At 71.8% G+C, this 24,068-nt stretch carries 23 protein-coding genes; 15 read left to right on the plus strand and 8 right to left on the minus strand.

What is annotated here, in order from left to right:
• Positions 1 to 56 precede the first annotated feature (56 nt).
• A complete protein-coding gene (locus tag OG285_RS11730; protein WP_356828408.1) occupies positions 57 to 1,469 on the minus strand; it encodes an amidohydrolase family protein in 1,413 nt (470 codons plus the stop codon).
• A 151-nt stretch (positions 1,470 to 1,620) separates the two neighbouring features.
• Here OG285_RS11730 and mmpB point away from each other — a divergent pair, with 151 nt between their 5' ends.
• Positions 1,621 to 1,749, plus strand: a complete 129-nt coding sequence (mmpB, locus tag OG285_RS11735) for a morphogenic membrane protein MmpB (protein WP_356828410.1) — start codon at positions 1,621 to 1,623, stop codon at positions 1,747 to 1,749.
• A gap of 24 nt (positions 1,750 to 1,773) precedes the next feature.
• Positions 1,774 to 2,385 (plus strand): nucleoside triphosphate pyrophosphatase, encoded by a 612-nt coding sequence (locus OG285_RS11740; protein ID WP_371790919.1) that lies wholly within the window; start codon positions 1,774 to 1,776, stop codon positions 2,383 to 2,385.
• Positions 2,386 to 2,401: 16 nt separating this feature from the next.
• Here OG285_RS11740 and OG285_RS11745 read toward each other — a convergent pair whose 3' ends face one another.
• Together OG285_RS11745 and OG285_RS11750 are read right to left on the minus strand one after the other, a co-directional pair.
• Complete coding sequence (locus OG285_RS11745; protein WP_356828414.1) at positions 2,402 to 3,658, minus strand: carboxylesterase family protein; 1,257 nt, start codon at positions 3,656 to 3,658, stop codon at positions 2,402 to 2,404.
• Positions 3,655 to 4,977, minus strand: coding sequence for an MFS transporter (locus tag OG285_RS11750; RefSeq protein WP_356829069.1), 1,323 nt, complete (start codon positions 4,975 to 4,977; stop codon positions 3,655 to 3,657). Before OG285_RS11750 ends, OG285_RS11745 begins: the two co-directional genes overlap by 4 nt.
• A 348-nt stretch (positions 4,978 to 5,325) precedes the next feature.
• Between OG285_RS11750 and OG285_RS11755 the strand changes: the two genes are divergently transcribed.
• The 8 genes from OG285_RS11755 (at position 5,326) to OG285_RS11790 (ending at position 12,467) form a co-directional block, all read left to right on the plus strand.
• Positions 5,326 to 6,813, plus strand: a complete 1,488-nt coding sequence (locus OG285_RS11755; protein ID WP_371790920.1) for a 2-hydroxymuconic semialdehyde dehydrogenase — start codon at positions 5,326 to 5,328, stop codon at positions 6,811 to 6,813.
• On the plus strand, positions 6,810 to 7,655 hold the full coding sequence (locus OG285_RS11760) for a 2-keto-4-pentenoate hydratase (protein WP_371790921.1): 846 nt from the start codon (positions 6,810 to 6,812) through the stop codon (positions 7,653 to 7,655). Before OG285_RS11755 ends, OG285_RS11760 begins: the two co-directional genes overlap by 4 nt.
• 113 nt (positions 7,656 to 7,768) lie before the next feature.
• Entirely contained in the window at positions 7,769 to 8,656 is an 888-nt protein-coding gene (locus OG285_RS11765) for an acetaldehyde dehydrogenase (acetylating) (RefSeq protein ID WP_371793508.1), read from the plus strand.
• Entirely contained in the window at positions 8,653 to 9,684 is a 1,032-nt protein-coding gene (gene dmpG, locus OG285_RS11770) for a 4-hydroxy-2-oxovalerate aldolase (RefSeq protein ID WP_356828422.1), read from the plus strand. The genes OG285_RS11765 and dmpG overlap by 4 nt, the downstream gene beginning before the upstream one ends.
• The gene (locus OG285_RS11775) at positions 9,681 to 10,481 is read left to right on the plus strand and encodes a 2-keto-4-pentenoate hydratase (RefSeq protein WP_371790922.1); all 801 of its coding nucleotides are present in this window, start codon (positions 9,681 to 9,683) and stop codon (positions 10,479 to 10,481) included. The genes dmpG and OG285_RS11775 overlap by 4 nt, the downstream gene beginning before the upstream one ends.
• A complete protein-coding gene (locus tag OG285_RS11780) occupies positions 10,478 to 10,948 on the plus strand; it encodes a RidA family protein (RefSeq protein ID WP_356828426.1) in 471 nt (156 codons plus the stop codon). Before OG285_RS11775 ends, OG285_RS11780 begins: the two co-directional genes overlap by 4 nt.
• A complete protein-coding gene (locus OG285_RS11785) occupies positions 10,945 to 11,466 on the plus strand; it encodes a 3-hydroxyanthranilate 3,4-dioxygenase (RefSeq protein ID WP_356828428.1) in 522 nt (173 codons plus the stop codon). Before OG285_RS11780 ends, OG285_RS11785 begins: the two co-directional genes overlap by 4 nt.
• 2 nt (positions 11,467 to 11,468) lie before the next feature.
• On the plus strand, positions 11,469 to 12,467 hold the full coding sequence (locus OG285_RS11790; protein ID WP_371790923.1) for an amidohydrolase family protein: 999 nt from the start codon (positions 11,469 to 11,471) through the stop codon (positions 12,465 to 12,467).
• 37 nt (positions 12,468 to 12,504) lie between these two features.
• On the opposite strand, the gene OG285_RS11795 is transcribed toward OG285_RS11790, so the two are convergent.
• Both OG285_RS11795 and OG285_RS11800 read right to left on the minus strand, forming a co-directional pair.
• Positions 12,505 to 13,455, minus strand: coding sequence for a LysR substrate-binding domain-containing protein (locus tag OG285_RS11795; protein WP_356828432.1), 951 nt, complete (start codon positions 13,453 to 13,455; stop codon positions 12,505 to 12,507).
• Positions 13,456 to 13,484: 29 nt separating this feature from the next.
• Positions 13,485 to 13,937 carry a hypothetical protein gene (locus tag OG285_RS11800; protein WP_371793509.1) on the minus strand — a complete coding sequence of 151 codons (453 nt, stop codon included), beginning with the start codon at positions 13,935 to 13,937 and terminating at the stop codon, positions 13,485 to 13,487.
• Between the two features lie 438 nt (positions 13,938 to 14,375).
• Between OG285_RS11800 and OG285_RS11805 the strand changes: the two genes are divergently transcribed.
• Positions 14,376 to 16,130 (plus strand): biotin carboxylase N-terminal domain-containing protein, encoded by a 1,755-nt coding sequence (locus OG285_RS11805; RefSeq protein ID WP_371790924.1) that lies wholly within the window; start codon positions 14,376 to 14,378, stop codon positions 16,128 to 16,130.
• Between the two features lie 182 nt (positions 16,131 to 16,312).
• On the opposite strand, the gene OG285_RS11810 is transcribed toward OG285_RS11805, so the two are convergent.
• Together OG285_RS11810 and OG285_RS11815 are read right to left on the minus strand one after the other, a co-directional pair.
• Complete coding sequence (locus OG285_RS11810; RefSeq protein WP_356828438.1) at positions 16,313 to 17,281, minus strand: DeoR/GlpR family DNA-binding transcription regulator; 969 nt, start codon at positions 17,279 to 17,281, stop codon at positions 16,313 to 16,315.
• 157 nt (positions 17,282 to 17,438) lie between these two features.
• Positions 17,439 to 18,878 carry an NAD(P)H-quinone dehydrogenase gene (locus OG285_RS11815; protein WP_356828440.1) on the minus strand — a complete coding sequence of 480 codons (1,440 nt, stop codon included), beginning with the start codon at positions 18,876 to 18,878 and terminating at the stop codon, positions 17,439 to 17,441.
• Between the two features lie 225 nt (positions 18,879 to 19,103).
• Between OG285_RS11815 and OG285_RS11820 the strand changes: the two genes are divergently transcribed.
• The 3 genes from OG285_RS11820 (at position 19,104) to OG285_RS11830 (ending at position 22,337) form a co-directional block, all read left to right on the plus strand.
• Positions 19,104 to 19,541 carry a gamma-glutamylcyclotransferase gene (locus OG285_RS11820; RefSeq protein ID WP_164266553.1) on the plus strand — a complete coding sequence of 146 codons (438 nt, stop codon included), beginning with the start codon at positions 19,104 to 19,106 and terminating at the stop codon, positions 19,539 to 19,541.
• Between the two features lie 124 nt (positions 19,542 to 19,665).
• Positions 19,666 to 20,496 (plus strand): purine-nucleoside phosphorylase, encoded by an 831-nt coding sequence (locus tag OG285_RS11825; protein WP_356828442.1) that lies wholly within the window; start codon positions 19,666 to 19,668, stop codon positions 20,494 to 20,496.
• Between the two features lie 158 nt (positions 20,497 to 20,654).
• A complete protein-coding gene (locus OG285_RS11830; protein ID WP_371790925.1) occupies positions 20,655 to 22,337 on the plus strand; it encodes a phospho-sugar mutase in 1,683 nt (560 codons plus the stop codon).
• 52 nt (positions 22,338 to 22,389) lie between these two features.
• Here the strand turns inward: OG285_RS11830 and OG285_RS11835 are convergent, their stop codons facing one another.
• Positions 22,390 to 23,097: an SDR family NAD(P)-dependent oxidoreductase gene (locus tag OG285_RS11835; RefSeq protein ID WP_356828448.1), complete on the minus strand. Its 708-nt coding sequence runs from the start codon at positions 23,095 to 23,097 to the stop codon at positions 22,390 to 22,392.
• Positions 23,098 to 23,198: 101 nt separating this feature from the next.
• On the opposite strand from OG285_RS11835, the gene OG285_RS11840 reads away from it, so the two are divergent.
• Entirely contained in the window at positions 23,199 to 24,029 is an 831-nt protein-coding gene (locus tag OG285_RS11840) for a helix-turn-helix transcriptional regulator (protein WP_371790926.1), read from the plus strand.
• Positions 24,030 to 24,068: the final 39 nt, after the last annotated feature.

Below are 24,068 nucleotides of genomic sequence, written 5' to 3' on the forward strand. Positions count from 1 at the left end.
CCTGTGTCCTGACAGGGGCCGGGAACCCGGCGTCCCGGCGGGGGTCGCCGCGGGGGTCAGGCGGCGCGTACGTGCGCCGCCGCCCGCTCCGCGGCGCGCACCACCCGCTCGGTGTCCACGTCCACCAGCGCGCCGCCGGACTTGCGCAGGTGTCCGTCGATGAAGACCTCGCTGACGTTCGGGGGCTGGCCGTTCAGCACGATCTGGCTGATCCAGTCGAAGCGCGGGGCGAAGTTGAGGGTCCCGGGGTCCAGGACCAGGACATCGGCGCGCTTGCCCGGCGTCAGCGACCCGATCCGGTCCGCCATCCCGATGCACTCCGCGCCGCCCATCGTCGCCAGCCGCAGCACGGCCGGGATGGTCGGGTGGATCCCGGCGTCCTGGTGCAGCGCCCGCTGCAGCCCGACGGCCGCCTTCATCACGTTGAACATGTCGGAGGTGTCGTTGGTGCCGCCGTCGTGCCCGAGCCCGGCCTGTACGCCGTGCCGGTGCATCGCCGGCAGCGGCATGATGCCCGAGGCCAGCCGCATGTTGCTGAGCGGGCAGTGCGCCACCCGCACATCGTGGTCACCGGCCAGCGCGATCTCCTCGTCGGTGAGGTGGATGGCGTGGTTCATCAGCAGCTCGGGGCCGAACGCGCCGACCTCGCGCAGCGCGCGGATCTGCTCGTCCTTGCGGTCGGTCCTGTTCTCCAGGACATGGGAGTTGATCATCAGGCCGAGATCGCGGGAGACCTCGTGCAGCAGCCGCAGGTCCTTGATCCCGGACATGCCCGCGTGCACCGCCACCTGTGCGGAGGCCAGCGGCAGCGGATCCAGGAAGTCCTTCTTCACCTGCGGGATCAGGTGCCGGTCGGCGCCGCTCTGCGTCATCGCGTAGACGAACCGCAGTCCGGAGTCGTGCAGCGCCCGGACGTAGCGCTCGCTGGTGTCGTACGGAATCGGGTGCACCCAGTCCACGACGGTGGTGACACCGGTCTGAAGGGCGTCGAGGGCCGCGAGGTGGACGAAGCCGTACATGTCCTGGGCGTCGATCTTCGGCAGCGTGGTCCGGTTGCAGGCCGCCAGCCAGCCCGTCACGTCCTGGTCGGAGCAGCCGCCGCGGATGCTCGACTGCCACAGGTGGTTGTGGATGTCCACGAAGCCGGGCAGGACCAGCCTGCCGGTGGCGTCCACCACCCGCGCGCCGTGCGGGACGTCCAGCCCTTTCCCGACAGCGGCGATCTTCCCGTCCCGCAGCAGGACGTCGGTGCCGCCCTCCATCGTGCCGAGCACGCCCTTGCCGACGGCGGGGTCCATGGTGAGGACGAGGTCGGCGCCGCGCAGCACCGTGGTCCGCCGCTCCCCCGGCTGTTCGCCGTGGCCGCCCGGCCGCTCGCGGGCGGTGGCAGGTAATCCGGCGGCTGCCGCCAGGGGAAGACTGCCCAGACCTGCGAGAACGCTGCGGCGGCTCATTTTCGGAAAGTTCATTCCATTTTTATATCGTGTCAATAACACGGCGCGGCAAGGCGGCTTCCGGCCAACTGACGACCTGTCATAAAACGGAGGAGTCCGACTCGCCGGGCAGCCTGAGTACCCGTACTCAGGCGCCGGGCCCTCCCCCGGCCGCACCATCGAATGCATGCTGTGGTCCGACCCGGAGAACAAACCGCCCAAGGAACTGCGAGACGCACAGGCGATGCTGCGCCGCGCCGGTCTCGTCCTCGCCGCGGCGATGGTTCTCGTGATGGCGGTCCTGAGCCTGCGCTGAACGGGGCCGGGAAGCGGCCATACGATGGGCCCCATGACTGCTCAGCGCCGGCTCGTTCTCGGTTCCGCATCGCCCGCCCGTCTCGGACTGCTCCGCAACGCCGGGCTGGACCCCGAGGTGATCGTCAGCGGCGTGGACGAGGACGCGATCAGCGCACCCACCCCCGCCGAACTCGCCCTCGTACTGGCCGAGGCCAAGGCCCGGTCCGTCGCCGCCCGCGACACCGCGGCCGGCGCCCTCGTCATCGGCTGCGACTCCGTACTGGAGCTGGACGGCGAGGCGCTCGGGAAGCCCGCCGACGCCGAGGAGGCCACCGCGCGCTGGATGTCCATGCGCGGCCGGGCGGGCGTCCTGCAGACCGGCCACTGTGTCATCGACACCGCGACCGGCCGCAGCGCGTCGGCCACCGCCTCCACCACAGTCCGCTTCGGCGAGCCGACGGACGCCGAGGTCGCCGCGTACGTGGCGAGCGGCGAACCGCTCCATGTCGCGGGGGCCTTCACCCTCGACGGCCGCTCGGCGCCCTTCATCGACTCCATCGAGGGCGACCACGGCAACGTCATCGGCCTCTCGCTGCCACTGCTGCGCAAGCTGCTGGCCGGGCTGGACGTCTCCCTCACGGACCTCTGGGTCTGAGCGGCGCCGACCGCCGTCAGAGCCCGGGAACCGGACCCGCCGCGCAGTGCAGCGGCCCGGGCGCCGCGCCGGGAACCCCGGTCCGTACGAAGCCGAGCCAGGTGCCGCGCAGTGCGGCGCCGAGCGCCTCGACCTCCTCCCACGACGTGTCGCCCAGCATCGGGGCGCCCTCCCAGGCCGCCCTGTCGCCCAGCAGCAGCGGCAGTTCGAGGCAGTGCGTCGCGCCGAGGGCCGAGCCCGCCGGACGCCAGTCGAGGCGGTAGGCGTGCACCCGGGCTCCGGCCCGTACGAGCCGGCCGCCGAGCTCCGCGAGCGGGGCGGCGTACATCCGCGCGGTGAGCTCGCCCGGATCGCCCTCCTCGCCGGGGAACGCGGTCATGTCGTCGGCGTTCCAGCCGTACAGGACGTCAAGGCCGCGGACGTTCTCCGCGAAGGCCGCGCCGTCCCCGCCGAGCACGCCGTCGACCGGGCTGAACGGCGGCTCCAGGGTGCTGCCCGACCGGAGCACATGAGCCACCGCGCTCTCGCGCTGCGCGTCGAGGAGCGCCGCGTGCCCCGCGGTCCGGGGGGACTCGCCCCGGGCGGCGAGGTGGTCCGCGAAGATCCGGCCGAGCGCCCCTGCGTCGTCGCGGGACCGCTCGGTGAGCGCGAGAGGGGCGCTCTGCAGGATCGCCCGGCGGAAGAGCCCCCGGGCCTCGTCCAGCTCCATCAGCAGCCGGATGGAGATCCCGCCCGCCGACTGGCCGAAGACGGTGACGCCGTCGGGGTCGCCGCCGTACTCCGCGATGTGCGCCCGCACCCAGCGGAGCGCTTCGAGCTGGTCGTACAGGCCGAGGTTCCCCTCGGCGACGCCGTCGAGGCAGAGGTAACCGAGCGCGCCCACCCGGTAGTTGACGCCCACGACCACCACGTCGCCCTGCGCGGCGAGCGCGCCGCCGTCGTACCAGTCCATGAGCCCGGCGCCGCTGCTGAACCCGCCGCCGTGGAACCAGACCATCACCGGGCGCGCCCCGCCGTCCCTGGCCGGGGTGGTGACCGTCAGGTTCAGGCAGTCCTCGCCCTGGGGGCGCTTGTCGCGCGGCGGGCCCATCACCGCGTCGAGCCTGGACGGCGGCTGCGGGCAGATCTCGCCGCTCGACGGGCGGGTGTCCCCCGCCGCCACGGCACGCGGCCGCCCGAAGCGTTCGGCCGTCGCGTAGCGGATGGGCCCCGTCCTGATCAGCTCCGTGCCCGTCGGCCCGGTCCCGGTCGGCCCCGTGCCGGAGCGCGTCATCTCGTACCTCCTGTGTCGGTCACCGGCCGGCCGGTGAGGGAGTCCGCGGCAACAGTGTCCGCCGGTTCCCCAGCGGCCGCGGAGGCGCCCTCCGGGACCAGCCGGAACAGCGCGACGGCTCCGCCCAGGCTGACCGCGCAGATCACCGCGAGGTACCAGGTCACTCCGGTGGAGGTCCCGCCGGCGTTCAGCAGCGCGGTGGCGATCACGGGGGCGAGCCCGCCGCCCAGGATGGCGCCGCTCTGCAGGATCAGCGAGGACCCCGAGTACCGGACCCGGGCCGGGAAGGTGTCCGCGATGATGGAGCCCTGCACACAGTGGGTCACCGGGATGATGAGCCCCATCCCCGCGAGCGCGACCACGGCGAGCACGGAGCTGCCGGTGTTCAGCAGCGGGAAGAAGACCACGCACCAGACCAGGACGGCGGCGGAGCCCGCGATGAACATCGTGCGCCGGCCGTGCCGGTCGGCGTACGCCGACCACACCGGTATCGCCGCGAACCAGAGCACCGCGGCCGCGGTCACGCTCAGGATCAGGAACTGCTTGTCGTAGTGCAGGTGTTCGCTGCCGTACGAGAGCGTGAACACCATGAACACGTACGCGACGGCCGAGTTGGCGACCACGGCGAGCAGGGTCAGCACCAGCCGGGGGAAGCCGACCTTCAGGGACTCCGCCAGCGGGAACCTGACCACCTCGCCCTCGGCGAGCACCCGGTGGAAGGACGGGGACTCGGTCACCCGGAGCCTGATCACCAGGCCCACCGCGACCAGGACGAAGCTCAGCAGGAAGGGCACCCGCCAGCCCCACGAGGTGAACGCGTGGTCACCGAGGAGCGAGTTGGCGGCCAGGAAGACGACGTTCGCGAGGACCAGGCCGGCCGGGGTCCCCATCTGCGGGAAACCCGCGTAGAGGTTCCGCCTGGCCCCCGGCGCGTGCTCCATCGACATCAGGGTGGCACCCGCGCCCTCGCCGCCCAGTCCGATGCCCTGGATGATCCGCAGCGTGACGAGCAGCACCGGCGACCAGAAGCCGATGGAGGCGTAGCCCGGGATGAGGCCGATGAGGGTGGAGCCGATCCCCATCAGGGCCAGGGAGACCACGAGGGTCGCCTTGCGTCCGATCCGGTCGCCGAAGTGGCCGAAGACCAGGCCGCCGAGCGGCCGGGCGACGAAGCCGACGGCGAGCGTGCTGAAGGCGGCGAGGGTGCCGGCCGCGGGGCTGAGCGACGGGAAGAACTGCTTGTTGAAGATCAGTGCCGCGGCCGTGCCGTAGAGGAAGAAGTCGTACCACTCCAGGGTCGTGCCGACGAGCGTCGCCACGGCGGTCCTGGCGGGCGCGGCCGCGCCTTCCGGAGCCTTCACCGGAGGTGGTGGGTTCACGGGGGAATCGTTCACGGGGTGCCCTCTCGCTTGTTCCGTGGATCGTGGCCCCGTGTGCCATGACGCACAAATACTGAATCCGGGCTTCCCCATAGCCATTTCGGTATAGCCCGAGACCGCGAGACTGCCGCACGAGCCGCCGAAGCCACCGTTTCGCAAGCCAGCCGCAAGCCCGCCGCAGCCCCGCCCCGTCCCGCCTCCGCCGGGGACCTGGTATGCCCATTTGGTTATGCCGGAGCACAGGAAGTGCATTTGTCCGGCATGGCTGAGCGGATCACAGTGGGACGCATGACGGCAGATGCAGGGCGGTGGATCCGCAACTTCGTTGACGGACGGTTCGTGGACCCGGACGGCCCCAAGGGCACGGTCCGCGGCTTCGACAAGGCCGACCCGGCGACCGGCCGGGTGTTCGCCCGGGTGCACGAGGCGGACAGACCGCTGGTCGACCGGGCCGTACGAGGGGCCAGGCGGGCCCTCCACGACGGCTGGGCGAGCACGCCCGTCGCGGAGCGGACCGCTCTTCTGCGGCGGGCCGCCGACCGGATCGAGGCACGCTTCGAGGAGTTCGTGGCGGCCGAGGTCGCCGACACCGGCAAGCCGGTGTCCCAGGCGCGGTCGCTCGACGTCGCACGGGCCGTCGCGAACTTCCGCACCTTCGCGGACGTGATCGCGGCGGCGGGCCAGGAGTCGTTCCTCACCGACCTCCCGGGCGGCCGGCAGGCCCTCAACTACGCGGTGCGCAAGCCGCTCGGGGTCGTCGCGGTCATCGTGCCGTGGAACCTGCCGCTCCTGCTGCTCACCTGGAAGGTCGCCCCGGCGCTCGCCTGCGGCAACGCGGTGGTCGTCAAGCCCAGCGAGGAGACGCCTGCCACGGCGACCCTGCTGGCCGAGGTACTGGCCGAAGCCGGTCTGCCGGCCGGTGTGTACAACGTGGTCCACGGCTTCGGCGCCGACTCGGCGGGCGCGTACCTGACGTCCCATCCGGGGATCGACGGAGTGACCTTCACCGGGTCGTCCGCCACCGGCTCGCACGTCATGAAGACCGTCGCACCGCGCGTGCGCCCGGTCTCGTTCGAACTGGGCGGCAAGAACGCGGCCATCGTCTTCGACGACGTCGACACCGAGGAGGCGCTCACCGGCCTGGCGAAATCCGTCTTCACCAACACCGGCCAGGTCTGCCTCTGCACCGAGCGGGTGTACGTGCAGCGCTCGGTGTTCGCGGACATCGCGGACGGACTGGCCGAACGGGCCCGCGCCCTGCGCCTCGGCTCCCCCGGCGACGAACGGACCACCACAGGGCCTCTCATCTCCCAGGCCCACCGCTCCAAGGTGCTGGGCTACTTCGACCTGGCCGAGCAGGCCGGGGCGAAGGTGCTCACCGGTGGCGGTGTGCCGGAGCTGGGCCCGGAACTGGCAGGCGGTTCCTGGATCGAGCCGACGCTCTGGACCGGCCTGACCAACAAGGACCGCCCCGTACGCGAGGAGATCTTCGGCCCGGTGGCAGCGCTGATCCCCTTCGACACCGAGGAGGAGGCCGTCGCGCTCGCCAACGACACCGAGTACGGCCTCGCGGCGTCCGTCTGGACCAACGACCTGCGCCGCGGCCACCGGGTGGCCCAGGCGATGGACGTCGGCATGGCCTGGGTCAACACCTGGTTCCTGCGCGACCTGCGCTCCCCCTTCGGCGGTACCGGACTCTCCGGCATCGGCCGGGAGGGCGGCGCGTCCTCGATGCACTTCTACACCGAGCCGACGAATGTGTGCGTACAGCTGTGAACGATCACCACTCCCCCGCCGCGGCGCCCTCCGACCCGATCAGCTCCGCGGTCGCACGGCTCGCCGGAGCCGCCGCCACCGGAACCCCGTGCGCCCCCGTCAGGGAGCTCATCGGCAGCACCGATCTGGACGCCGCCTATGAGGTGCAGCGGCGGCTCGCCGAGGCCAGGAGCGCGACCGGCGCCCGGGTCGCCGGCGCCAAGATCGGGCTCACCGCCCCCGTCGTGCAGCAGCAGTTCGGCGTCTTCCAGCCGGACTTCGGGGTGCTCTTCGACGACATGGTGTACGCCCACACCCAGCCGCTGCCGCTCGGCCGGTTCCTCCAGCCGCGTGCCGAGGGCGAGATCGCCTTCGTGCTCGGCCGGGACATCGTGCGGCCGGGCGCGGGGGTCGCGGACGTCCTGCGGGCGACCGAGTTCGTGCTGCCCGCCATCGAGATCGTGGACTCCCGGATCGCCGGCTGGGACCTGTCCATCACCGACACCGTGGCGGACAACGCGTCCAGCGGTGCGGTCGTCCTCGGCACCACCCCGTACGCACTGACCGGCCGCGATCTCGCCCGGGTCGGGATGACGCTCCAGCGGGACGGCGAGCCGGTCGCGTTCGGGGCCGGACACGCCTGCCTCGGCTCGCCCGTCGTCGCCGTGGCCTGGCTGGCGCGCGAACTCATCGCCCGGGGGCGGCCGTTGCGTGAGGGCGACGTGGTCATGTCCGGCGCGCTCGGGCCGATGGTCCCGGTCACCGGGCCCGGCCGGTTCCGGCTCGCCCTGGACGGTCTCGGCGAGGTCGAGGCCGTCATCGACGCGGCGGCGGAGACCGCGGGCAAGGAGAAGACCCAGTGACTGGTCCAGCGAACGACCCGGCGAGCGCATCGGCGAACGCATCGGCGAACGCATCGGCATCCGGCTCCGTCCCGGTCGCCGTCATCGGTTCCGGCAACATCGGGACCGACCTCATGATCAAGGTGCTGCGGCTGTCGAAGACGCTGCGCATGGGCGCGATGGCGGGGATCGACCCGGCTTCGGACGGCCTCGCACGCGCCGCACGGCTCAAGGTCGCCACCACCCACCGGGGGGTCGACGGCCTGGTGGAGCTGGCGGAGTTCGCCGACATCAAGGTGATCTTCGACGCGACGTCCGCCGGCGCCCATGTCCGCAACGCCGAACTGGCCCGTGCCCACGGGAAGCTGATGGTCGACCTGACCCCGGCCGCACTCGGCCCCTTCGTGGTGCCCTCGGTCAATCTCGACGAGCACCTGGACGCGCCGGACGTCAACATGGTGACCTGCGGCGGGCAGGCGACCATCCCGGTCGTCGCCGCCGTCTCCCGGATCGTCCCGGTCGCGTACGGCGAGATCGTCGCCTCCATCGCGTCCCGCTCGGCGGGCCCCGGTACCCGCGCCAACATCGACGAGTTCACCGAGACCACCAGCGAGGCCATCCGGGTCGTCGGCGGCGCCGCGGTGGGCAAGGCGATCATCGTGCTCAACCCGGCCGAGCCGCCGCTCGCCATGCGCGACACCGTGCACTGCGTGGTCGAGGGCGCCGCGGCGGCCGGCGTTCGGGAGCGGATCGCCGCCTCCGTACGGGAGATGGCCGACGCGGTACGCGCGTACGTGCCCGGCTACCGGCTCAAGCAGGACGTGCAGTTCGAGGACCTCACCGACGTCCTGGTCCCGGCGCTCGGGCGCCGGGTCACCGGGGTCCGCGTCTCGGTGTTCCTTGAGGTCGTCGGCGCGGGCCACTACCTGCCCGACTACGCGGGGAACCTCGACATCATGACCTCCGCCGCGGTCCGCACGGCCGAGAAGATCGCCGCACTCCGAGGATGGGTTGCCCCATGAAGCTCTACGTACAGGACGTGACCCTCCGCGACGGCATGCACGCGATGGGGCACATGTACACCGTCGACCAGGTGCGCCGGATCGTCGGCGCGCTCGACCGGGCGGGGGTCGCCGCCATCGAGGTCGCGCACGGCGACGGGCTCGGCGGGTCGAGCGCCACCTACGGCTTCGGCGCGCACACCGACGAGGAGTGGATCGAGGCCGCGGCCGACGTCCTGGTCCACGCGAAGCTCACCACCCTGCTGCTGCCCGGCATCGGCACCATCGAGCATCTGCGCCGGGCGCACGCGCTGGGCGTACGGAGCGTGCGCATCGCCACGCACTGCACCGAGGCCGACGTCGCGGCCCAGCACATCGCCTGGGCGCGTGAGAACGGGATGGACGTATCGGGCTTCCTGATGATGAGCCACCTCAACTCCCCCGAGGGCCTGGCCGGGCAGGCCGCGCTCATGGAGTCGTACGGCGCGCACTGCGTGTACGTGACGGACTCCGGCGGCCGGCTGACCATGCGCGACGTCGCCGACCGGGTCGACGCGTACCGCGAGGTGCTCGACGCGTCCACCGAGATCGGCATCCACGCCCACGAGAACCTCTCGCTCTCCGTCGCCAACAGCGTCACGGCGGTGGAGCACGGCGCCCGCCGGGTGGACGTGGCGCTGGCGGGCCAGGGCGCGGGGGCGGGCAACTGCCCCGCGGAGTCGCTCGTCGCGGTCGCGGATCTGATGGGCTGGGAGCACGGCTGCGACCTGTTCGCGCTGCAGGACGCGGCCGACGACATCGTCAGGCCGATGCGCAGCCGCCCGGTGCAGGTGGACCGGGAGACTCTGACCCTCGGGTACGCGGGCGTCTACTCCAGCTTCCTGCTGCACGCCGAACGCGCGGCCGGGCGGTACGGACTCGACACCCGGCAGATTCTCCTGGAGGCCGGCCGCCGCCAGCTGGTCGGCGGCCAGGAGGACCTGATCGTGGACATCGCACTGGACCTGGCCGCACGGCGCGGGTCCCTGACGGACGGGAGCGGCCAGTGACCGCGGACGAGACCACCACCGGCCCGGAGCCCCTCGGCACCGCCACCGTGGACGAGCTGGCGGCGCGGCTCGACGCGGCGCAGACGTCCCGGACCGGCACACCGAGCCTCGCCGACACCCACACCTTCGGCATCGACGACGCGTACGCGGTCCAGGGGGCGCTGCTGGCCCGCAGGCAGGCGCGCGGCGAGCTCATCACCGGGGTGAAGCTGGGCTTCACCAGCAAGGCCAAGATGGCCCAGATGGGCGTGTCGGACGTGATCGTCGGCAGGCTGACCGACGCGATGCGGATCGCCGACGGCGACGACGCGGCGCTGGCCCGCTTCATCCATCCGAAGGCCGAGCCCGAGGTCGCGTACCGGCTCTGCCGTGATGTGGACCTGGCCGACCCGCTGACGGACATCGAGACCTGTGTGGACGCGATGGCGCCCGCGATCGAGATCATCGACTCCCGGTACCAGGACTTCCGGTTCACCTACGGCGATGTGGTCGCGGACAACACATCGGCGGCCGGCTATGTGATCGGGCCCTGGCGCCCGTTCGGCGAAACGGCCAACCGCGCGGTCCTGCTGCGCACCGGCACGGCCGAGGTGACCGGCTCCACGGCCGCCATTCTCGGCGACCCCGTGCACGCGCTGCACGCGCTGCTCGGCATGTGCCGCCGCCGGAGCATCCCGCTGCGGGCCGGCCACGTCGTGCTCGCGGGCGCGGCGACGGCCGCGGTCCCGCTGGCGGCGGGCGTCACCACGTGCGACGTCGCCGGGCTCGGCTCCGTGTCGCTGAGGGGGGTCCGATGAGCGGCGCACAGGTGATCAGGGGGCGGGCCACCCCGCGCGGCCGGTTCCCGCACGTGAAGGTCGTCGGCGACGTCGTCTATGTGTCGGGCACCAGCTCGCGCAGGCCGGACAACACCTTCGTGGGCGCCGAGGCCGACGAGCTGGGCACCACCCGGCTGGACATCAGGGCGCAGACCCGTGCCGTGATCGAGAACATCCGGGCCATCCTCGCCGAGGTCGGCGCTGAGCTCTCGGACATCGCCCAGCTCACCACGTACCTGGTCTCCATGAACGACTTCGGCGGCTACAACGAGGTCTACGGCGAGTACTTCGACGAGCAGGGGCCGACCCGGACCACGGTCGCGGTGCACCAGCTGCCGCACCCGCACCTGCTGATAGAGATCCAGGCGGTGGCCCATCTGCCGCGCGGCACGGAGGCGCCCGGCACAGCGAACACGAACGCACACAGCACGGAGGTGCTCTCATGACCGCCATCCCCCCGGTCATCGATTTCCAGGGCTGGATCACCGAGCACGAGCACCTGCTCAAGCCCCCGGTGAACAACAGGACGATGTCACTCGGCGAGGACTTCATCGTCCAGATCGTCGGCGGCCCGAACGAGCGGACCGACTACCACCTCGATCCGTACGAGGAGTGGTTCTACCAGGTCAAGGGCGATATGCACGTCAACGTCATGAGCGAGGACGGCCCGCGGACCGTGCACATCAAGGAGGGCGAGGCATGGCTGCTGCCCGGCAGCCTCCCGCACTCCCCGCAGCGGCCCGACCCCGGCTCGATCGGTCTGGTCATCGAGCGGGTGCGCGAAGAGGGAACACTGGAACGCTTCCAGTGGTACTGCCCCGACTGCGCGGCCCTCGTCCATGAGACCGAACTCCAGGTCCGGGACATCGTCGCCGATCTGCCGCCGGTGTTCGCGGAGTTCTACGACAACGAGAAGGCCCGGAGCTGCCCGCAGTGCGGGGCCCTCCACCCGGGGAAGGGCTGACCGTGGACCGTACGATCGACATCCACACCCACTACGTGCCGCGCGGCTGGCCGGACCTGACGGCAGACGCCGGGCCGGACGCGCCGTGGCTGCGGATCGAGTCCGAGTCCGAAGCCATGATCATGATGGGGACCCGGGAGTTCCGCCCGGTCCAGCAGGACTGCTGGGACGCGGAAACCCGGCTGCGCGACATGGACGCGGACGGCGTACGGGCCCAGGTGGTCTCCCCCACTCCGGCGTTCTTCCAGTACGGCCGCAGCGGCGCGGAGGCCGCCAGGATCGCGCGGATCTTCAACGATCTGGCCCTGGAGATCGTCGCGCCGGCTCCCGGCCGGCTGATCCCCTTCTGCCAGGTGCCGCTCCAGGACACCGACGCGGCCTGCCGCGAGGTGGAGCGCAGCGTCGCCAACGGCCACCGGGGGGTGGAGATCGGCAATCATGTCGGGGACCTCGACCTGGACAGCGAGGGCGTCGTCACCTTCCTCCAGCACTGCGCCTCGCTGGATGTGCCGGTCTTCGTGCACCCCTGGGACATGGCCAGCTCGCCCCGGCTCGACCGCTGGATGGCACAGTGGCTCACCGCGATGCCCGCGGAGACCCATCTGTCGATCCTCGCGCTGATCCTGGGCGGGGTCTTCGACCGGATCGACGACCGGCTGAAGATCTGCTTCGCGCACGGCGGCGGCTCGTTCGCCTTCTGGCTGGGCCGGATGGAGAACGCGTGGCACGGCCGCCACGACGTCATCGGCACTTCGCGGTTCCCGCCTTCCCACTACCTCGGCCGGTTCTCCGTGGACTCGGTGGTCTTCGACGACCGCGCCCTGCGGCTGCTGGTCGACACGGTCGGCGCGGACCGGGTGATGGTGGGCAGCGACTACCCGTACCCGCTGGGCGAACGCCCGGTCGGTGACGTCGTCCGCAAGAGCGGCTTCCTCAGCGACGCGGACCGCGCGCTGATCACCCACGGCAACGCGGAGCGCTTCCTCGGGACGGCCCGCTGAAAGCGGCGGCGCCCGGGGAGGAGCGAGCGGGCTCCACTCACGGAGAACCGTCGCCGTCGGCGCCCTGCGGGGTCATGCCGGCGGCGACCTCTTCCAGGCCCTGGACCAGCGCCCGTGCCGAGGGACTGGGGGTACGGGCGGCGGGCAGGGTCAGTCCGACGCTGTGCCCGATCGGCTCCAGCGGGACACCGAGACGGACGATGCGGGGGTCGTCGCGGGTGATCAGGCTGGGCAGCGCCGCCACCACGTCGGTCTCCAGGAGCAGTTGGCGCACGGTCAGGAACGAGGTGGTCTCCACCCGGTTCATCGGCAGGGCGATCCCGTGCCGGGCGAAGAACTCCTCGATCTCCCGGCGCAGCGCGGTCTCGGCGCCCGGCAGGATCCACGGGTAGTCCGCCAGCTCCGCGAGATCCACCGCCCGCTGCCCGGCGAGCGTGTGCGAGGCCCTGACGACCAGCTCGACCGACTCGTCGTACAGCTTGCGGCGTACGGTGCGCTCGTCGGACGGTACGGTCAGCCTCCCCACGATGAAGTCGACGCGTCCGGCCTCCAGTTCCAGGAGCAGGGCCTCGGGCGACGCCTCCCGGACGATCACCGTGAGGTAGGGGCGTTCCTTCTTGACCGCGGCGATGGCCCTCGGGAGCAGGACGTTCGACCCGGCGAGGTGAGTGCCGACGATCACCGTGCCGCGGTCGGCGTCGGCCAGCTCGACCACGTGGCGGCCCGCCTGCGTCAACTCGGCCAGCACGGTGCGTGCGTGGGCGGTGAACGCCTCGCCGAACACGGTCGCGGTGACGCCCCGGGGGCCGCGCTCGAAGAGCGGTACGCCGAGGATGTCCTCCAGCTCGTGCAGACTGCGCGTCGCGGCGGGCTGTGTCACGTGCAGTTCGGCGGCGGCGCCGACCACGCTGCCCCGGCGGGAGAGCGCGTCGACGAGGACCAGATGACGGAACTTCAGCCGGCCGTCGAGCAGGCGGGGGATCTTCACCCGGCCGACCTTAGGGCCTTCCGTCCGGATCAGGCGGCCGCAGGTGCGCCGTCGGCGGGCTCCGGTCCCGGCGCCGCTTCCGGCTCCGGGCGGTCCCTCTCGTATGCCACCAGGGTCAGGACGATCAGCCCGAGCACCACGATCATCGCGACGAAGGCGGGCCAGCCGACCAGCCCCAGGGTGAGTGCCCCCAGGACGCCGTGCACCACCGCGCAGGTGATCAGCAGGATCCGGCCGAAGCGGCCGGGCGCGCGGTCCGTGATCCCGGCGCGCAGCGGAAAGAACGCGCAGAGCAGCAGATAGGCGCCGAAGACACCCCCGGCCACCCAGGAGCCGGTGCTTATCGCGCTCGGGTCCAGGCCCGCCAGCGACATGTTCTGGTTGTGGGCGACCTTTCCGAGTATCAGGTTCACGAAGGCGATCCCGAACGCCTCAAGGAAGAGGACAATCGCAGCCACCAAGGCCACCGGCCTGCGTGCCATGAGCCACCCCCAGTCGGAATCTCCGGTCACATACCGCTTGTTACCGCAAGTACGTGCGATACCGCGCAGGCTACTAACGGGTAGTCGCCCGGGACAAGGGGTCGGAACGGGCGGCAAAGAATCACCCGTCCCTTCGTAGGGACTCCACAAAGAAACGCGAGCCGCAGCGGTCCCGACTGACAGAGACCTAACCCATGTGGCGGGGCTACTGTGGGTTCTGGGAACCCTCCGTACCGTGGTGTGACAAGGGACTTCGCGGCGCAGCCGGCGCTCGCGTCACACCGTGTGTGGGGAAGCTCACCCATGGGGACAGCTCGAAACATGGTGTCGGCAGTCCCTAAACTCAGCTTGTTTCAAGCGAACTCTTCGGCACGATGACCTGCCGAGTAACCCGGCTCGGGGTGCGAGCGGGGAAAACACAGCAAGGAGGGAGCCATCGTGCACAAGGTGCTCATCGCCAACCGTGGCGAGATCGCTGTCCGCGTCGCACGGGCCTGCCGGGACGCCGGGATCACGAGCGTAGCCGTCTACGCCGAGCCGGACCGGGACGCACCGCACGTACGCGCGGCCGACGAGGCGTTCGCCCTGGGCGGTGACACCCCGGGCACCAGCTACCTGGACATGGGCAAGGTCCTCCAGGCCGCGAAGGACTCGGGCGCCGACGCCATCCACCCCGGATACGGCTTCCTCTCCGAGAACGCCGAATTCGCCCAGGCCGTCCTCGACGCCGGGCTCACCTGGATCGGCCCCCCGCCGCACGCCATCCGCGACCTCGGTGACAAGGTCGCCGCCCGGCACATCGCACAGCGCGCGGGCGCCCCCCTGGTCGCCGGTACCCCCGACCCGGTCGAGGGCTCCGCCGAAGTCGTGGCGTTCGCCGAGCAGAACGGCCTGCCGATCGCGATCAAGGCGGCCTTCGGCGGCGGCGGGCGCGGCCTGAAGGTCGCCCGCACCCTCGAAGAGATCCCCGAGCTCTACGACTCGGCGGTCCGCGAGGCCGTCGCCGCTTTCGGCCGCGGCGAGTGCTTCGTCGAGCGCTACCTCGACAAGCCCCGGCACGTCGAGACCCAGTGCCTGGCCGACCAGCACGGCAACGTCGTCGTCGTCTCCACCCGCGACTGCTCCCTCCAGCGCCGCCACCAGAAGCTGGTCGAGGAGGCGCCCGCGCCCTTCCTGAGCGAGGAGCAGAACGCCCAGCTCTACGCCGCGTCCAAGGCCATCCTCAAGGAGGCCGGTTACGTCGGCGCGGGCACCGTCGAGTTCCTGGTGGGCGTCGACGGCACGATCTCCTTCCTGGAGGTCAACACCCGCCTCCAGGTGGAGCACCCCGTCACCGAAGAGGTCTCGGGCATCGACCTGGTCCGCGAGATGTTCCGCATCGCCGACGGTGAAGAGCTCGGCTACGACGACCCCCAGCTGCGCGGTCACTCCTTCGAGTTCCGCATCAACGGCGAGGACCCGGGCCGCGGCTTCCTGCCCGCACCCGGCACCGTCACCACCTTCGCCCCGCCGACCGGCCCCGGCGTCCGCCTCGACGCGGGTGTCGAGTCGGGCTCGGTCATCGGCCCCGCCTGGGACTCGCTGCTCGCCAAGCTGATCGTCACCGGCGCCACCCGCGAGCAGGCCCTTCAGCGCGCGGCCCGCGCACTGGACGAGTTCACCGTGGAGGGCATGGCCACCGCCATCCCGTTCCACCGCGCGGTCGTCGCCGACCCGGCCTTCACGGCCGACCCCTTCCGGATTCACACCCGGTGGATCGAGACCGAGTTCGTCAACGAGATCCCGCCGTTCGCCCCGGTCGGCGGCGACGCGGACGAGGACGAGTCCGGCCGCGAGACGATCGTCGTCGAGGTCGGCGGCAAGCGTCTTGAGGTCTCGCTGCCGTCCTCGCTGGGGATGACCCTGGCCCGTACCGGTCTGGCCGGGGGTGCCAAACCCAAGCGCCGGGCGGCCAAGAAGGCCGGCTCCGCCGCATCGGGTGACTCGCTCGCGTCCCCGATGCAGGGCACGATCGTCAAGGTCGCGGTCGAGGAGGGCCAGGAGGTCAAGGAGGGCGACCTGGTCGTCGTCCTGGAGGCGATGAAGATGGAGCAGCCGCTCAACGCGCACCGCTCCGGCACCGTCAAGGGCCTCACCGCCGAGGTCGGCGCCTCCGTCTCGTCCGGCGCCATGATCTGCGAGATCAAGGACTGACGGGACCGCCACCCACCGCTACGCAGTCGAGCCCCCGGCCGGACACACCGGCCGGGGGCTCGCTCCGTGAAACGGGGCCGCCGGAAAGAACGGGGCTGCCCGGCAGCACGAGACCTGCCGGACAGGACGAGGCCTGCCCGGACGGAACGGGGCCTGCCGGACGGAACGGGGCCGAAAAGCCCCTAGCGGCGGCGCATGTCGGCGACCCGCGCCTGTTGCTGCTGCTCGGCGAGCGATACCGCGCTGCGCAGCGGCTGCGGCCCCGGCCCGCCCGGGTGCGTACGCCGCTGCCCGGGGAGCGGCATGTCCCTGCGGGGCGGCCGCCCGGCCGGTACGGTCTCACCGCCCGGTCCGGAGCCCGCGCCGCCGCCCTGCCCGGCCACCGCGATCTGCACGCCCTGGTCGGCCAGCGCCTGCAACTCCGTTGCCGCGCGGTCGTCCTGGGCGGACGGCTCATCGGTGACCAGCCGGGTGATCACATCCGTCGGCACGGTCTGGAACATGGTGTCGGTACCCAGCTTGGTGTGGTCGGCGAGGACCACCACCTCAGCGGCGGCCTGCACCAGCGCCCGGTCGACGCTGGCCGACAGCATGTTGGAGGTCGACAGACCGCGCTCGGCGGTCAGTCCGCTGCCGGAGAGGAAGGCGCGGGAGACCCGCAGCCCCTGGAGGGACTGCTCGGCACCGCTGCCCACCAGGGCGTAGTTGGAACCGCGCAGCGTGCCGCCGGTCATCACGACCTCGACCCGGTTGGCATGGGCCAACGCCTGAGCCACCAGGAGGGAGTTGGTGACCACCGTCAGTCCGGGGACGCGGGCGAGCCGGCGGGCCAGCTCCTGCGTGGTCGTCCCCGCGCCCACCACGATGGCTTCGCCTTCTTCGACGAGCCCTGCGGCGAGATCGGCGATGGCCGTCTTCTCGGCGGTCGCGAGATGGGATTTCTGCGGAAAGCCGGACTCTCGCGTAAAACCACCCGGCAGGACCGCACCGCCGTGGCGGCGGTCGAGGAGTCCTTCTGCCTCCAGCGCCCGCACGTCCCGCCGTACGGTCACTTCGGAGGTCTGGACGACACGGGCGAGCTCACGGAGCGACACGGCCCCGTTCGCACGCACCATTTCAAGGATCAATTGGCGACGTTCAGCAGCGAACACGAAACAGACAGTAACCTGACCGGCCGATAGTTCTCAGCACTTTGCGCCGAAAAGCAGAAGTTGCGCACAGATTGGGTCAGCAAGTGGTATAGGGGGCACAGTTGCCGTCAGGTCGTGCGCCGACCAGGCCCGCGGACCGGGTCCGCGGGCCTCTCCGTCAGGCCTCGCCGGCCGTCTTCCGGGTGTGCAACTGCCGCGCCACCTCGGCGATCGAGCCGGAGAGCGACGGATACACGGTGAAGGTGTTCGCGATCTGCTCCACCGTCAGGTTGTTGTCGACGGCGATCGAGATCGGGTGGATCAGCTCGCTGGCCCGGGGAGCCACGACCACTCCCCCGACCACGATGCCGGTACCGGGACGACAGAAGATCTTGACGAAGCCGTCCCTGATGCCCTGCATCTTGGCGCGCGGGTTGCGCAGCAGCGGCAGCTTGACGGCGCGCGCCTCGATCCTGCCCGAGTCCACGTCGGCCTGGCTGTAGCCGACGGTCGCGATCTCCGGGTCGGTGAAGACGTTGGAGGAGACCGTCTTGAGGTCGAGCGGCTGCACCGCGTCACCCAGGAAGTGGTACATCGCGATGCGGCCCTGCATGGCCGCGACCGAGGCGAGGGCGAAGATCCCGGTGACGTCACCGGCCGCGTAGACGCCGGGGGCGCTGGTACGGGAGACCTTGTCGGTCCAGATGTGGCCCGACTCCTTGAGCCGGACCCCGGCCTCGTCCAGGCCCATGCCCGCGCTGTTGGGGATGGCACCGACCGCCATCAGGCAGTGCGTGCCGGAGATGACCCGGCCGTCGGCCAGAGTGACCTCGACCCGGTCGCCCACCCTCTTGGCGGAGGCGGCGCGCGAGCGGGCCATCACGTTCATGCCCCGGCGGCGGAACACGTCCTCCAGGACGGCCGCGGCGTCCGGGTCCTCGCCGGGGAGCACCCGGTCCCGGCTGGAGACCAGCGTGACGCGGGAGCCGAGCGCCTGGTAGGCGCCCGCGAACTCGGCGCCGGTGACACCGGAGCCGACCACGATGAGCTCCTCGGGGAGCTCGTCCAGGTCGTACACCTGCGTCCAGTTCAGGATGCGCTCGCCGTCCGGCTGCGCGTCCGGGATCTCCCGGGGGTGACCGCCGGTCGCGAGCAGCACCGCGTCGGCCGTCAGCGTCTCCTCGGTGCCGTCGGCCGCCGTGACGATCACCTTGCGGGAGCCGTCCGTCGCCTGCTGTCCCGCGAGCCGGCCGCGCCCGCGCATCACCCGGGCACCGGCCCTCGTGACCGACGCGGTGATGTCGTGCGACTGGGCCAGGGCGAGCCGCTTGACCCGCCGGTTCACCTTGCCGAGGTCCACGCCGACCACCCGGGCCGCCTGTTCCAGCGGTGGGGTGTCGTCGGCGACGATGATGCCCAACTCCTCGTACGAAGAGTCGAAGGTCGTCATCACCTCGGCCGTGGCGATCAGAGTCTTGGACGGCACGCAGTCGGTGAGCACGGATGCCCCACCGAGACCGTCGCAGTCGACGACGGTCACCTCCGCGCCGAGCTGGGCGCCCACCAGGGCGGCCTCATATCCGCCAGGTCCGCCGCCGATGATCACGATCCGGGTCACGAAAAATCCGCCTCGCGTTGTCACCCCGGCCGCACTGCCGCCCCGGCCGGGGGTCCGGGGGGAGCCCCCGGGGAATGCAGTACGTGCCTCATTGTCCCGCACTCTTCAAGATGCTTCACCCCCGGGGCACCCCCGGCTTCCGGAGGGCGGCCCGGGACCTCGTTCCGACGGCTGTCGCGGCCGAGTGGCCCGGCCCCGAAATGCCACTGTCGTACCCTCGACACCATGTCGCTCTACGCCGCGTACGCCGGCAACCTCGACGCGCGGCTGATGAGTCGCCGCGCCCCGCACTCCCCGCTGCGCGGCACCGGCTGGCTCAACGGCTGGCGGCTGACCTTCGGCGGGGAGCAGATGGGCTGGGAGGGAGCGCTCGCCACCCTGGTGGAGGCGCCGCGCTCACAGGTCTTCGTCGCCCTGTACGACATCGCCCCGATGGACCAGGACTCGATGGACCGCTGGGAGGGTGTCGGCCTCGACATATACCGGCGGATGCGGGTCCGGGTGGACACCCTGGAGGGCGAGGAGCCCGCCTGGATCTACGTACTGAACGGGTACGAGGGCGGGCTGCCCTCGGCGCGGTACCTGGGTGAGCTGGCCGACGCGGCCGAGTCCGCGGGCGCCCCTCACGACTATGTGATGGAACTCCGCAAGCGCCCCTGCTGAGGGCCGCGGGCCAGTCCTCCGGGGGCCGTTCCGGGCCGTTCGTCGGAAACGACAACACAACGATCCGAAGTCCGTCGGCCACAACATCTACGCGCGTAGGCCCAGAACGGTTACCCTCTTCGGCGTGAACGCTTCAGCTAACCCGGACCTCCAGGGCGCCGCCGACAACCCCACTGTCGCCGCCGACGCCGCCGCCACCCGCCTCCGTGAACTCACCGGTGCGGAGACCCACGACGTAGCCATCGTGATGGGCTCCGGCTGGGCGCCGGCCGTCGACGCACTGGGTACGCCCGTGTCCGATTTCGCCGTGACCGAACTGCCCGGGTTCCCGCCGCCCGCCGTCGAGGGCCACGGCGGCCGTGTCCGCTCGTACGCCGTCGGGGACAAGCGCGCGCTGGTCTTCCTGGGCCGCACCCACTACTACGAGGGCCGCGGTGTCGCCGCCGTCGCGCACGGCGTGCGTACCGCCGTCGCGGCGGGCTGCAAGACCGTCGTCCTGACCAACGGCTGCGGCGGCCTGCGTCCCGGGATGCGGCCCGGCCAGCCGGTCCTCATCAGTGACCACCTCAACCTGACGGCCACCTCGCCGATCATCGGCGCCAACTTCGTGGACCTCACCGACCTGTACTCGCCGCGGCTGCGCGCGCTGTGCAAGGAGGTCGACAACACGCTGGAAGAGGGCGTGTACGTCCAGTTCCCCGGCCCGCACTACGAGACGCCCGCCGAGATCAACATGGTCCGGGTGCTCGGTGGCGACCTGGTGGGCATGTCCACGGTGCTGGAGGCCATCGCCGCGCGCGAGGCCGGCGCCGAGGTGCTCGGCATCTCCCTGGTCACCAACCTGGCGGCCGGACTGACCGGCGAGCCGCTCAACCACGAAGAGGTACTGCAGGCCGGACGCGACTCGGCCACCCGGATGGGTTCGCTGCTCTCGAAGGTCCTGGAGCGGATCTGAGCCCCTGTGTCCCTGACCGCCGGACGGGCTGGGAGAACCAGCCCCGGAATCAGCCCCTCCGGCGTTCGAGGACATCTTTCAGCCCCTCCTGGGGCCCCTCCCAGCGGTAGCCGGGGGAGATCGAGGCGCGGGGGCCCGGGGGCGGCGCCCCCCGCCCCATGAGGACGAAAGGCAGAACCACCGTGCAGCAGGACCTGATCACCCGCGCCAAGACCTGGCAGGCGGAGGACCCCGACACCGACACCCGCGAAGAGCTGGCACGGCTCATCGAGGCGGCGACGGACGGTACCGAGGACGCCGCAGACGCCACGGCCGAGCTGGCCGCCCGCTTCAGCGGCACCCTCCAGTTCGGCACCGCAGGCCTGCGCGGGGAGCTGGGCGCGGGCCCGATGCGGATGAACCGGGCCGTGGTCATACGCGCCGCGGCCGGTCTCGCCGCGTACCTCAAGGCGCAGGGCCGGGCCGGCGGCCTGGTCGTCGTCGGGTACGACGCCCGCTACAAGTCCGCGGACTTCGCCAGGGACACCGCGGCGGTGATGACCGGCGCCGGGCTGCGCGCGGCCGTCCTGCCGCGCCCGCTGCCCACCCCGGTCCTCGCCTTCGCCATCCGCCATCTCGGCGCGGTCGCCGGCGTCGAGGTCACCGCGAGCCACAACCCGCCGCGCGACAACGGGTACAAGGTCTACCTCGGCGACGGCTCGCAGATCGTGCCCCCGGCGGACACCGGGATCGCCGCGCAGATCGACGCGGTGCGGAGCCTGCACGACGTACCGCGCCCCGAGAGCGGCTGGGAGATCCTCGGCGAGGACGTCCTGGAGGCCTATCTGGCCCGTACGGACGCCGTACTGACCTCCGGGTCCCCCCGCACCGCCCGTACCGTCTACACGGCGATGCACGGCGTCGGCACGGAGACCCTGCTCGCCGCGTTCGCCAGGGCGGGCTTCCCGGAGCCGGTGCTCGTCGCCGAACAGGCCGAGCCCGACCCGGCCTTTCCGACGGTCGCCTTCCCCAACCCGGAGGAGCCGGGCGCGATGGACCTCTCCTTCGCGACCGCCCGCCGCGCCACCCCCGACATCGTCATCGCCAACGACCCGGACGCGGACCGCTGCGCGGTGGCCGTCCCGTACGAGGGCGACTGGCGGATGCTGCGCGGCGACGAGCTGGGCGCGCTGCTCGCGGCGCACCTGGTCCGCCGCGGGGTGACCGGCACGTTCGCCGAGTCGATCGTGTCGTCGTCGCTGCTCGGCCGGATCGCGGAGGCGGCGTCACTCCCGTACGAGGAGACGCTGACCGGCTTCAAGTGGATCGCCCGCGTCGAGGGCCTGCGGTACGGGTACGAGGAGGCGCTCGGGTACTGCGTCGACCCCGACGGCGTGCGCGACAAGGACGGCATCACCGCGGCCCTGCTCGTCGCCGAACTGGCCTCGGCCCTGAAGGCCGAGGGCCGCACGCTCCTCGACCTGCTCGACGAGCTGGCCGTCCAGCACGGTCTGCACGCGACGGACCAGCTGTCGGTGCGCGTCGAGGACCTGTCGGTGATCGCGGACGCGATGCGCCGGCTGCGCGAACAGCCGCCGACGGAACTGGCGGGCCTCAAGGTCACGAGCGCCGAGGACCTGTCCGCGGGCACGGAGCAGCTCCCGCCCACGGACGGCCTGCGCTACCACCTGGAGGGCGCCCGGGTGATCGTCCGCCCGAGCGGCACCGAGCCCAAGATCAAGTGCTATCTGGAGGTGGTGCTCCCGGTGGACTCCATCGACGGCGTCCCGGCGGCCAGGACCCGGGCGGACCGGATCCTGACGGCGATCAAGGCGGACCTGTCGCGGGCGGCGGGGCTGTAGGAACGGGGGACCGGGCCAGGGACCTGGCCCGGCGCCCGCCCGCTCACCGGATCTACCAGGGCAGGGTGCCCTCGGCGTCGAAGAAGCCGCCCGTCGGGCCGTCCGGGCCCGCCTGCGCCATGCGCACGATGATCTCGGCGCCCTGCTCGACGGTCTGAATGCCCGTGTTCCCGTTCAGATCGGTCTTGGTGAAGCCCGGCTCCACCGCGTTGATCCGCATCTCCGGAAACGCCTTCGCGTACTGCACGGTGATCATGTTGACCGCGGTCTTCGACGCCGGGTAGGCGACGCCCGGGTAGCCGTACCCCGGGGTGTCCGGGGTGCTGACCCCGGTCAGTGAGGCCAGACCGCTGCTGACGTTGACCACCACCGGGGCGGCGGAGCGCCGCAGCAGCGGAAGGAAGGCGTGCAGGACCCGGACGGTGCCGAAGACGTTCGTCTCGAACGTGCCGCGCATCGTGTCGGCCGTCACCTCCGCGGCGCCGATCACGGTGTTGTTCTCGCCGCGCTCCTCGATACCGGCGTTGTTGATCAGTACGTCGAGCCCTCCCCCGGCCTCGACGACCTCGACCGCCGCCGCGACGGAGGCGTCGTCGGTGGTGTCGATGACGACCAGCCGCGCGCCCAGTTCGTCGGCGGCCCGGCGCCCGCGTCCGGCGTCCCGGCTGCCCAGGTAGACGGTGTGGCCCGCGGCGATGAGACGGCGGGCGGTCTCGTGGCCGAGCCCCTTGTTCGCTCCGGTGATCAGTGTTGTCGTCATGCCTCCACGATGCGGCGGGAGCGCGCGGTCAGCCAGGCGTCCCGTCTTCCTGTGACTGCCAGTACCAGGAACATCCGCGCGGACCGGGGCACAGTGGTGGCATGGCGACCACGGAGTTCGGACGGGCGGTGCGGCGCTGGCGCGACCGGGTCTCCCCGGAGGCGGCCGGGCTCCCCGTCGGCGGCCACCGGCGTGCGGCCGGGCTGCGCCGCGAGGAGCTGGCCCTGCTGGCCGGAATCTCGGTCGACTACGTCACCCGCCTCGAACAGGGCCGGGCCGACAACCCGTCGGTGCAGGTCGTCGAGGCCCTGGGCCGGGCGCTGCGCCTCTCCGGAGCGGAACGGGAGCACCTGTTCGGCGCCGCCGGGCTCGTACCACCGGGCCGGGGCACGGTGCCCGGCTACATCACGCCCGGCGTCCAGCGGATGCTGGACCGGCTGACCGGCACACCGGTCGCGGTCTTCGACGCCGCGTGGACGCTGCTGCTGGCCAACCCGCTGTACTCGGCCCTGATGGGTGAGTGGCACGGCAAGGACCGCAACGCGGTGTGGCGCAACTTCCTCGGCTCGGGCACCCGGGCCCGCCATACAGCGGAGTCCCGGCGCACCCTTGAGGCCTCGCAGGTCGCCGGGTTGCGGGCGACGTCGATCCGGTATCCGGCGGACCAGGGGGTGCGGCGGCTGATCGCGGAACTGCGCGACGGCAGCGACCGGTTCGCGGAGCTGTGGGATTCCGGGTCCGTGGAGCAGCACGAGGTGGCGCACAAGACCATCGATCACCCGCAGGTGGGGGCCGTGGCACTGGACTGCGACGTGCTTGCCGTCGCGGGCAGCGATCTGCGCATCATGATCTACACGACCGAGCCGGACTCCCCGGACGCGGAGAAACTGGCCCTCCTCGCGGTCCTCGGCACCCAGGCACTGACCGGCTGAGGCCGGCCCGGCGAGGGACGGACAGCGAACGGCCCCACC

Origin of the sequence: Streptomyces sp. NBC_01471 (assembly GCF_041438865.1) — a bacterium.
In the GTDB taxonomy this organism is placed as follows: domain Bacteria; phylum Actinomycetota; class Actinomycetes; order Streptomycetales; family Streptomycetaceae; genus Streptomyces.